Raw genomic sequence first — 12945 nt, 5'->3', positions numbered from 1 at the left:
AACTTCAAATATTTTGGACACTTTTCGTCGAGTCTATATCGACGATCAACAAATGTGTCCGCGACCAACTCAAGACAAAGTAATATGGAAAAGATACGAGAACGTTGAGGTCCAAAAAAGTAGCCACGAATAGCCACAACAATGATTTTAGCGAACGATAATCACGGCTTACCCATTAGTGCGTATTACGTATATTATGTTAAATCATCCTCGGGATACTATAACTTCATATAACTCGTTACTCTAACTATAGATCAATTACTTACCGATAATAATAAATCTTGCATGTTCGTGGATTGTGCGTCTACTATACAAATATTAGTACCTATAAATTATAAAAAAGCCTGCTCTCGTAAACGAGAACAGGCTTTCAACGTAAACATCATGTTAGATACGCGCTAATATCTACGTCATCAATTTGCTCTGGCTGTAAGTACTCATCAGCAAAACGTTTATAAACCCCTGAACTGACAAACAATGCGAACAGATCAGAATCAATATGTTCATCTTTCGCCATAAAACTCATTATTTTTATCGACTCAGACAGTGTTTTTGCTTTTTTGTATGGGCGGTCTGAACTGGTGAGTGCTTCAAAAATATCGGCAATAGCCATCACTTTTGCCGTCATCAGCATCTCAGAGCCCATCAGCCCCATAGGATAGCCTTCACCATTCATCTTCTCATGGTGGCCTCCTGCAATTTTTGCCACATTTCGCATATGTTGTGGAAAAGGTAATGATTCCAAAATATGGATGGTTTGAACAATGTGATCGTTGATGATAAACCGTTCTTCTTCCGTTAATGTGCCGCGTTGGATGCCTAAGTTATATATTTCTCCCCTATTCGCTTGATACTGAGTCGGCTTCATTGTGAACCTATCATCAAGTATATGCTCTCCATCCCAATCAATAAGATGCTCGGATCGATCACTCAGTAATTTCTCTTCAGTTGGATATTCATCACTTACAGTGTGCTGTTTCATTTCTGCTGATGAGATACCAAGTTGTTTACTCAAGGTTCTAGTCCAGGTTCGAGATGCAATTTCATTTAACCTATCCAGATCTGATTGTGTGACAAACTCTGCACCAATATTAAGTCGAGCCACAAATTCAAAATCTTGATTTAACTGGTCACATTTTTCTATTAGTTGCTCTCGCCATCCGGCTGGGTACGATTGCACCAAAGACGTCAACATCGTGATTTCTTCATCGCGTTTGATAACCTCGAAGCGCATTCTTACTTCGTGGATTCGGTTATAGATCGCTTCCAGTTTGGTAGCTTTGTCGACCACGTGTTCAGGAGTCGTGATTTTTCCGCAATCATGTAACCAACTCGCCATTTTCAATTCTTGCCACTCTTTCAAATTGAGCGAAAAGTGGTCAAATGGCGGTAATGTAGACTCCTGAGCCGCGCGAGTTAACAACTCTGTTAGTATTGGAACCCGTTGACAATGATTACCTGTATAAGGGGACTTTTTATCTAATGACCCAGCAATCACTTTAATAAATGAATCCAAAAGCGCTTGCTGGGCAGCCATCATAGAGTGCGTTTCAATTGCAACCGATGAAAAACCGAGTAACGAGTCTAAATAGTCAGCAAATCGTTCGTACTGAGCCTGCGCTTTGCCATCGTCATACAACACACCAAATGATCCAATCACAACTCCTTCACGGTCTTTTAACGGTATAGCGACAACCTGACTGGTTTGATTATCCTTCCAATCAATATCCAAATTTGGAAGTTCGTTAGCTTGAAATATATGGTGTTTCTTTTCAATGAATATCTGACGAATAAATTGGCCTGACTCAGCAACAGGCACCTTCGCGTCTAATGTTCGACTTATATCGCCTTCTGTTGCCCCTTCCCACCAAACGTATTTAGGTACTAAGCATTTGTTCTCTGTGTCCAATAAATAAAGAAAAACCCCATTGGCTTCTGCTGCGTTAATCGTATCGCGACAAACTAGCTCTAGCAGCGCCTCTAAGTTTTCTTCGTGTGCGATGTTATGTGTTAAAGAAATAAATCGGCTAATGGTGTTTTGAGTGGCGGCTTGAGCGTTATTGAGATCTTGAATCTCTTTTATGTAGCTTTGTGAGTCAATCGGAGTTGAAAAATTAAAACTCTCAATCTCTTTCGCTTTTTTCGTCGCCATTTTAATTGGTTTAGAAATAGAGCGAGAAGCTAAGTAAATAACAGGTAACATCAGAGCAAAAACCAATAGTGAGCCAAATAGTGTCTGCCGTTTAATTAATCCTCCTTGATCAAACAACTCTGAGGCTTTTGCCGCCATTAGCAAATGAACATGATCACTGTTAAGCGGTTTTAGCGTAATAATTTCACCGAACCAGCGCTCATTATCAAACTCGAATAGCCCTAACTTTCCATCGCGGCGATATTGATCAATAGCGAATGGAACTAAAGGGTTCTCAAATTTTTCTAAGTTCGATAACGACGCATGAGACGAAAGTTCAGAGCGAGAAGCATCGCTATAAGCAAAAACCGTCTTGGAATCGTCGTAAAGCACTCGTATCGACGATTTGTTGGTTAGCGTATCGGTTAACGAATCGCGTAAACCTGCAAGCAACACTTCCGCAGCAACAACCGCTCCGTTATTACTCGCTCGATAAATAGCGATACCCGCTTCATTGACGCCTCTAAGCAATTTTGGTTCTGAAATTAGGTTTTTATCTTGCACCGCATTTTGAAATGGGTGTTGTTTGTTAAATAACTCAGTTTTTGAAGCGCCAACGTGTTCGGTGAAAACTAACGACGAATTGAAGCCTTTAATACGAACAAAATTAGATCTTCGATGAGTGACGACAAAAATGGTCTCTTCTCGCAACCCCATACGTTTTCTCATCTCACTACCTTTCACCCGCATCACGAAAAAAACATCACCATCTGGATAATAAATAGAATACGAGGTGATATGCGTATATTCAGTAAGCAAATGAGCAATTTCTGGTAGCGAGTTTTCGCGGCTTTCGGCTGTTTGAGCTTCAACGATACTACCCTTTGAAAACGTTCCAACTGCGGTAAAAGCCGCACCATAATGCGCGCTCATTTGACTTCGTGTTTGAGCCGCGATCCTATGAAATACATTTCCATTGGCTTCAAAGATGACGTCCGTTAATCCTTTATTGGTTAACCAAATTTGAACGCCGGAGACCATAACAACGATCATAATAATCACAGTGGTAATATGAACATGAATAGGGAATGTCCTACGTGTATTCTTCATCTAATATCAAGGCCTATTTATTCTTAGAGATAAATTTAGAATAGTTGCAATTGATTGAGTCGGCAGCATTTCATCTTACTTTCGCCGTTTTTCCTTAAAAGTTATTCAATTAGCTAGCGGAACCCCTAGTGTTGTACTTAAATTAAACCCATGCTGTTACATTATTTATGGGTTAAATGAATATGAAGAATAAAGGTAAAAATACAATTGATTCAGGTGTGCGTACCAAGAAACAACTTAACGTATCAACAGTGCAGCGACGAGGAAAAAACAAGAAAAAAAAAGTAAGATTATTCTCCACGCTCAATGTTAATGTGCCGATCCTACAACAATTGATATTAATTTTGCCATCACTCGCGAGAGCTTCTGAAAATGAAGTGCTCACTAGCACTAGTGAGCATTCAGTCGTTCCATCAATATCTGACGATACTGATGTCACAACACCCGCTAACACGTTAGATAATACAGCCAATGATACCGCTTCAGCTAAGCACGAGACTTCTCATTACGTCACCGAGCAAGTTAAGAGTGAAGCAACAGCGAAACCAGCCTCATCCACGGCTCACTCTTCGCATCACTTGGCAGAGCATTCTCACCCTCAAGTACACCATATTCCTGCAACGACTATTGCTTCACTAAACTCGGTCTCGGCACATCACGACACGCAGTCACCACTAACTAATGCACCTCAGCCGCCAATTCACGCAGTAGACCCAATTGTATTCAAAACAGAAACGATACAAGGTATTTATGGCAGCCTCAAAGTGGATGCGAATGGCGGGTATACATTTACCCTTGCCCCAAATTCGCCGGAATACATTCTGCTGCAAAACCATCAAACAGGAACCGATAGCTTTACGCTTCACCTTTCAAATGGTGCTAAGGTAATTGTTCAAGTACCCGTTGCAGGTAAGGAAGATACGCCGGCGATTTTTGGTGATTTGTCAGGCGCGGTCACCGAAGACAAACAGGTTAACTCTCAAGGCTTCCTGACCACCAACGGAAAAATAGATGTTCTCGATCCTGACCAAAATGAAAGTGGGCTTCAAGCTGAAACCCTTGTTGGAAAATTCGGTGTTTTTACCATTGATAAACAAGGTCACTGGCAGTACAACGTTAATAACTCACAATCTACAATTCAAGCACTTACTAACCCAGATCACGCGATAGAAAGCTTTACCGTCCATACCATCGATGGCACTCCACAAACACTGCAGATGGTAATAGGTGGAACCGATGACAATGCAGTGATCACAGGGAAGGATTCTGGGTTAATCATTGAAGATGGTCACATTCAGGCAATGGGACAACTTAATGTAACCGATGCTGATTCAGGACAAAGCCATTTTCAAGCGGGTGATTTGGTTGGCTTGTTTGGCAATCTCCACCTTACCGAAGGAGGCTCTTGGAGCTACGATTTAGACAATAACAACCCGCAAGTGCAAGCCTTATCTAAAGGGAAAACCGCTACTGATACCATTACTGTGCATTCTGTAGATGGCACTCCTCATCAAATTGTCATTAACATCAATGGAGCAAATGACAAAGCAATGATCGGAGGTTCGTCATCTGGCATTGTTAAAGAAACCCTCCAGCAAAGCACCAGCGGCACACTGACTATTTCTGATATCGACACTAACGAAGCGCACTTCTCTAACACCGATATTCCTGGCGCGCTAGGAACTCTGCACCTAAACGACAATGGCACATGGACTTATTATTTAGATAACACTAACCCAACCGTTCAGGCGTTAGGCAACGGCTCAACAACAACCGATACAATAACGATTCACTCTGCTGATGGTACACCGCATCAAATATCCATTACGATCAATGGAACAAACAATACTGCAACTATCACGGATACAGAAACTAGTAGTGTTGTAAGAGGTGTCACCGAAGACCGAGGCTACATAGACCCCCATTATCAACTGCATTATGACGGTCAGCTAAATATTCAAGACCCCGATGTGGGTGAAGCACAATTTGACTCAAATATTGGTCCACAAACCATTCAAGGTATCGGCTATGACACCAAATTAGGTGGGCACATATTGCTTATGCGAGATGGCCATTACACCTACACACTAGACAATCGTAATATCCAAAACCTTGCCGAGGGTGAGGTAAAACAAGACTCAGTTGTCATTCGATCTGTTGATGGAACAACACACACTATAGAACTATCAGTCCATGGCACAAACGATAAACCAACTATTGCTGCGCAATCGCACTCGGTTACCGAAGATGGGCAATTACTCCAAGATCAAATGGTCGGCACAGATATCGATCATGGTGCCCAGTTAACTTATTCAGTAGCAAATTCTGTAGATGGATTGACCTTAAATAAAGACGGTAGCTACAGCTTTGATCCTTCGAATAGTACCTACCAACATCTGGCAGATAAACAAACTCAAACCCTTACGATTCCAGTCACAGTCACTGATGAGCACAACAGCAGCTCAACAGAAAACCTGACGATTACTATTACTGGTACTAGTGATGCCGCCATTATTGGTGGTGTGGATACGGGTTCTGTCATTGAAAAAACAGCGGGTGATAATATGTCACCCGATTTTGCTCACCCGGGGATAGCAACACTGGGAAATAGTGTTTTATATGCCGATGGTCAATTAACAGTGATTGACCCTGACACGGGGGAGCAAGGTTTTGCTGCTCATACTAATGCTTATAACTATCACGGTACTTACGGTGATTTAATTCTAAACACGGATGGCAGTTGGCATTACGTTGCTGACGCAGGCAGTGTCAGTCATATTGGTGGAAGACCAACAACCAGAGGGACGGCTATCGACCAACTTGGTGAAGGTGAAATATTAACTGACGCCATCACTGTCCACTCTATAGATGGCACTACGCACGATATTGTAATTACCATAAACGGTAGCAATGACCGTCCCTATTGCTCTTCAGAAGTACAACTAAATTCAGGGAAAGAAGACTTAACTCAGACCATCACAACCAGTGAACTGCTTTCGAATAGCGTAGATGTTGATGCAAACGATGCCGGTAAACTTTCTGTCGCTAACCTTCATGCCGATCATGGTTCAATACGGGATAATCACGACGGTACTTTCACTTTTACTCCCCACCATAATTACAACGGTAACATCCATTTTACCTATGATGTCGTCGATGCACATAGTGGCACCACTCATACTGGTGCAAATACAACGATTACTGGTACTCCAGATCAAGCAATTATTACTAAGGTGACAACAGGAAGCGTGACTGAAGATGGCACGCATGCCACTCACAACAACGGCATCACTACAGAGCTGGCAAATGGACAACTTCAAGTCATTGACCCCGACAGCGGTGAAAATAAATTCCAATACAGTCAGTTTGGTGAAACCTCTATTCACGATCCATTTGGTGGCATGTTGCGAATCGACAGCGCCGGAAATTGGGGTTATAGCGTTGACAACGCGGCTCTACAACACCTTGATCAAGGACAGACTGAAACGGTGGTGTATCGTGTTCATAGTTATGATGGGACTGCTTACGATCTGCATATTGATGTCATCGGAACCAACGACGTTCCAACGGTGAATAAAGTCGTTCTCAGCAACGGAACAGAAGATACACATTATCAAATGCAGGCAAGTCAATTTGGGTTCACCGATGTCGACACCGGAGACACGTTGCACTCGATTTCAATTACAGAGCTACCACCAGCGGCACAAGGTAAGTTTGTTCTTGACGGGCATGACATCTCATCAGGTCAGAGCATTGCCACCGCAGACATCAGTAAACTTCAATTCGTCCCCGCGCAAGATTTCAATGGTGATGTTCAGTTTAAGTACACCGTCAATGATGGTCATGTAGACTCACAGAAAGCGACGAATACTCTTCACATAGATGCCGTTAGCGACGCCGCAAAAATTACAGGGACAGATACTGGTGATGTGCATGAAGGACACACTTTTACGGCGCCAGACGGCAGTATGTCTGGTTCGAGGGTGAACGATCGATCGCCCGATCATCAGCATCACAATACTGGCAAATTATGGAATGATCAGATCCATACCAAGGGCCACCTTAATATCCACGATGCCGATAGTGGTGAAGCCCACGCCCAAAATGGTATTTACCACGGAAATTATGGTCAGGTGATATTGCAAGAAAACGGTGATTGGAGCTATTACGCTTCAATAGGCCAAGATTCAACGGGTAGAGCAATTGATAAACTCGGTCAGGGGCAAAACCTAACCGATACAGTCACAATCAAGTCAGCGGACGGTACAACTCATAACATTGTTATCACAATTCATGGCAGTAATGACCGCCCGTATTGTTCATCAGAAGTACAACTTAACACCGGCACAGAAGATACCCGCCAAACCATCACTATCGCACAATTGCTGCAAAATACTGTCGATGTCGATAACAACGATGCTGGGCTACTTACTATAGAAAATTTGCATGCTGATCATGGTTCAATTGCAATTAATTCAGATGGTAGCTTTTCATTTACACCGGAGAAAAATTACAACGGTAATGTCCACTTTTCATATGATATTAGGGATGCACATGGTGGAGTGACCCATACAGGAGCAATCACCTCACTAGGCGCGATCAACGATAACCCTGATAATGTTCCTATTGTTGATTCTGTAACAGAAGACACAGATACGCACCATACTATAAATTTACTTGCAGGTGCCACTGATGTTGATGGTGATGTCTTATCTATTAGTCAGATACAGGCTTCATTTGAAGGCAGTACTGGCAAGTTACCTCAAGGTGTCATAATAGCGAGCGATGGTCATTCGTTGATCATTGATAGCCATGCTCAAGTATTTCAGCACCTAGGAGATGGTGAGAAATCCGATGTCGTTGTCCATTACATGATTGATGATAATCATGGTGGGCAAACCCCTGCCATTGCCACCATAACCATGGTCGGCACAGACGATAAAGCCACGCTTGCTTCCAACGTTATTCAGATGACAGAAACACAAGCACTTAATAGCGCACAACACGGCTATGGTGGCAGATTACAATTAGTCGATCCAGATACTGGTGATAATACCCAGTTTGTATTTAGTGGACAATACATAGGGCAAGGGTATGCCCCTGGTGATCTAACTGTTTGGCCTGATGGTTCATACCAATTTAGATTACAAAGCGCATTAAACCGCCACGCTGATGACCTTGTTGCAAGTTTACATGCTGGCGAATCGAAAGAATTCCCTTATGAGATAAAAACGTCAGATGGGCAAACTCTGACGGTGATGGTTAAAGTAACTGGTGAAGATAGCAACGCGAGTATTCATGTATCGATGCCAAATTTATTGCCTGCTAATCAATCTGTTATTGAAGAACACTTTGTTCCAGCGAGCACCACGAACCTCTATGCTGGCGGGCGTTTACAAGTGATGGACCCTGACCATGATCAATCTTATCTACAAGCGGAAACCGTCAATACTGCACACCATGGACAGTTCAAAATCAGCGCTAATGGCAGATGGAACTACACCATTGATAACTCCATAGATGAGGTACAAAAACTCGGTGCTGGTGAATCATTTACCGAAACTCACACTGTTCATTCCTTAGATGGTACTGCCAGCCAACTGCTCACCATAACCGTTCAGGGAACCAACGATGCACCAGTAGTTTCAGCGCAAGTTAAATTAGCACCAGGAATAGAAGATACCGATATTCAGCTAAACAAGTCCGATCTTCTTTCAAATGCTACAGACATCGATCACAACGACATAGGGCACTTAAACATAACCAACTTAGTCGCTGATCACGGCGTCATTGTTGATAACAAAGATGGGACATTTAACTTCCACCCCGATACTAACTATAACGGGCAGGTGCATTTTTCTTATGACGTCATCGATGGACATAGCGGTGTAGCACACACAGGCGCAAGTACCACATTAACAGCAGTCAATGATACTGCTGTATTTTCAGTAAACGATACCGGATCGGTAAAAGAGGATGTCCACGTTCAAGGTGACTCTCAACATACTGTGGCAGTATCGGGAGTACTAATTGTTTCCGACCCTGACTCAGGGGAAAGTGAATTCGTCGCCAACCGAAATGTACATGCGGTGAGTGACCAATTTGGCGGTGATTTAAGTATTGGCCGAGCCGGCGACTGGACTTACTCGGTTCCGAACAACAATTTAAATAGACTTGCTGAAGGCGAAAAACATCAAGTTACATATGAAGTGGTTTCTCGCGGAGGAGATAAACACCAAATAGTCATAACCGTCGTTGGTACTAATGATGACCCTATACTATCTGTTACCCAAACCACCCCGACAACGGGAACCCTCACTGAAACCGATGTTGACGTTAAAGATACACATACTTTCTCTGTCGTCAGTTCAACAGGGCAATTTGGTTCGCTCTCTGTCGATCCGGATTCCGGTACCTATGTGTACACGGCAAACTCTTCGGTTGCAGGGATGACTTATAACTCAGCTACACACACGTATCACGGAACCGATGTATTTGAAGTAAAAGTGGCTGACAATCATGGTGGCGAATCATCGAAGTTCATTACTTTTGATACCAATGGTCATATTTCAGTTGTACCTGGTCAGCAACCAACGATTTCAACAACTGTGCCTGTCAATCCATTGGTCACAACAACTCAACCAAGCTTACCTACTGGAACAAACACGCCACCAAACAATGGAGTTACAATAGATTTAGCAACATCGAATGATACAGGTAAATCAGATACGGATAACGTCACCAAAGAGACAACGCCAACAATAACGGGACACACTGACATTCCCTATTCACTGGTCACTATTTACGATGGTTCCACGCCAGTTGGACACGCAGTATCTGACACATCGGGTCAATACAGTGCAGTGGTCAGCAACTTAACGGATGGCGCTCATAATCTATCTGCCAAAGCATTGGCTCCTTCATCAGTGCAACCTGCAACATCGTCACTACTTTCTGTACATGTTGATACTGTGGTTGCGCCGCTTACCATTGGATTAACCCATGATACGGGAAGTGATAACTCCGATTTAATCACCAGTGATGGTGCACTAACTATTGGCGGACAAGAAGCAGGCGCAACGGTTGAGTATTCCACTGACAACGGGCATACATGGACATCGAGCTTTACGCCACAACAAGGTTCAAATACCGTTAGTATGAGACAAACTGACACAGCAGGAAATGTGTCGACCAATACTTCACTGACTTTCACCCTCGACAATACAATTACCGCGCCGACTGTCTCATTGCGCAACGACACTGGGCCACACTCCGTCAACACCCCAGACTTAATCACTAAAGACTCTCGGCTTTCAATTCAAACGGAAGCGGGCGCAAAAGTAGAGTATTCAAATGATGGCGGACACACTTGGACTGCCGTATTTAACCCAGTAGAAGGTGTAAACAACCTGCAAGTAAGACAAACGGATATCGCAGGCAATTTATCTCCAGCGACTTACTTTAGTTTTACCTTAGATACGAGCCCTGGCACGGTGACTGTGAATCCGATATCGCATGATAATGCGCTAAATGCTGCTGAGAATAATCAACCGCTAGTGATAACAGGAACAACCTCCAACATCGCCCCTGGTGATGTCGTGTATGTTGTCGTTGGTAATAATCATTTTTATGACGCGACCGTAAAATCGGATGGTTCATGGTCACTGACCCTTAGTGCATCTATTCACCAAAACATCATGGCGTCCGATCTCGACTACCCAATACAAGTAGGAACCGTAGATACTGCTGGCAATTCAACGCCTCGTATTTCAACTCATTTATTGGTCGATACACAGAACCCTATTCCACATATAACCGTCGATTCAGTTACACAAGATAACGTGCTTAATGCCCTTGAATCGGGTCAAAGCATTCCGATAACAGGGACGGTGACTGGCGATTATCACGCAGGTGACACAGTAAGCTTAAAAATAAACGGGGCGCATATTCTGTCTCTCACGGGCACTATTGACGTTAGCGGACACTTCTCAATTCCAGTTGATGGCAGAGTGTTGGAGCATGCTAATATTCATACTAGTTATGCAAGTGGTCAGGCTGCACCAATACACTCTATTGAAGCAACAATACAAACTACCGATGCGGTCGGAAATGTGGGGAGTGCAACCACAGGTTCACAAGTTTTCACCGTTGATACGCAAATACATGTCGCTATTCAGACCGATCCAATTACCGCTGATAATGTAATTAACGCTCAAGAATCCAATTCATCTGTTGATATCACAGGGGTTGTTTCTGGTGATTTTAATGTCGGTGACATTGTTACTTTGAACGTCAATGGGGCACAACATACTGGCACTGTAGACTCACAAGGACACTATTCCATTGCCGTTCCTGGTAGCGAGTTAACTGCAGATGCTGACCAAAAAATTGAAGCGTCAATCGCGGTAACAGATAGCGCTGGTAACAGCGCTCACGCCACCACAGATGTTGCTTATCAAGTCGACACTCAGGTTAAACTCCCTACTATTACTTTTGAAAACGCAGGAGTTGACAACTTATACAGCAAAACAGAAATTGCTCACGGACACCCAAATACTATCACAGCAACAATTACGCCTCCTGGTGACGCAAAAATTGGCGAGCACCTTGTCGTTAATGGACAAGACCATGTATTAGATGCTCACAGCCTACAGCATGGGTTACAAATTGAAGTTCGTCCGGGTTCTCAAGTACAGGCGACCATGACTGACGAACACGGAAATACCGCAGGTAACCAAGGTTTTGCTGCAAGTGCCATACCTGAGCCAATCGTGGTCAAGCCGCCATCAGGAAGTCATCAAGTGTTTGCCACGCTTGGCATACCACCACAATTGCCGTCTTTAACACCAGTACCCACCACACAACACGGTTGGAGAATCCATCTACCGAATGGACAGTATGTGACCAGTCATCATGGGCAATATGGAACACTAACCATTGACCCTCAAACCGGTGATTTACATTATCAAGAACAAGCAAATGTTCACACAGGGCCACATGGCAGTGCTTCTGGCATTGGTCAACATGAAGACAAGTTCGAAGTTGCCTTACAAGGTTCGAATCAAGATGAAGTTGTCGCGCATGTCAACATTCAGATACTGAGTCACGGCCCGGGGAATAGCGGCAAACTAAATATTGGTACCGAGGTGGTTGATATGACAATCACTCCTATCGCACATGCTTCACACCCAGCTCCACCGCCACCACCTCCGGTACTACATGACGAGCCAGACATGGCTTCCCAAGCGGACTTGACTACCACCCAAAGTGATGACAGTTATCTGGATTTAACCCAGCATGCTCACCAAGAACCCGATCAAAAAACCAGCCACCATGGCGCTGCAGCTTATCTGGATGCTCTAGGTATTAAGCCCGATCCGACATCGACAACTGTTCACGATCAACCTGCGGACATGGACATCGTACTTGCACAAGTCGACCAACAAGATGCAACGACACATGACCAAGCGCACTTGGATATGTCAGATGCGCTTGAACACCATGATGCGAACGTCAACCATAACCAAGATGATGAGCATCACCACCACGATATCGATGGGTTACCGGAGATAGATCCTAACTCATAACTAAAAATATCAAGTACTTATTACCTAACGCTTAGTGCTTGCAACTTACCGCTTAAACTCTAAGCAAACACAATAGGGAGCATTACTTGCTCCCTATTGTTTCTCTCTAAACAACAT

2 protein-coding genes are annotated in these 12945 nt (G+C 43.6%); one reads left to right on the top strand and one right to left on the bottom strand.

Annotation, left to right across the window (positions count from 1 at the left end; genetic code table 11):
* Window positions 1-382 precede the first annotated feature (382 nt).
* On the bottom strand, window positions 383-3241 hold the full coding sequence (locus IUZ65_RS23185; RefSeq protein ID WP_195706360.1) for an HD-GYP domain-containing protein: 2859 nt from the start codon (window positions 3239-3241) through the stop codon (window positions 383-385).
* Window positions 3242-3423: 182 nt separating this feature from the next.
* On the opposite strand from IUZ65_RS23185, the gene IUZ65_RS23180 reads away from it, so the two are divergent.
* Window positions 3424-12828 carry a VCBS domain-containing protein gene (locus IUZ65_RS23180; RefSeq protein WP_229638297.1) on the top strand — a complete coding sequence of 3135 codons (9405 nt, stop codon included), beginning with the start codon at window positions 3424-3426 and terminating at the stop codon, window positions 12826-12828.
* Window positions 12829-12945 lie beyond the last annotated feature (117 nt).

The sequence above is a fragment of the Vibrio sp. VB16 genome (assembly GCF_015594925.2).
In the GTDB taxonomy this organism is placed as follows: Bacteria; Pseudomonadota; Gammaproteobacteria; order Enterobacterales; family Vibrionaceae; genus Vibrio.
This window is presented reverse-complemented; position numbering and strand designations above follow the sequence as displayed.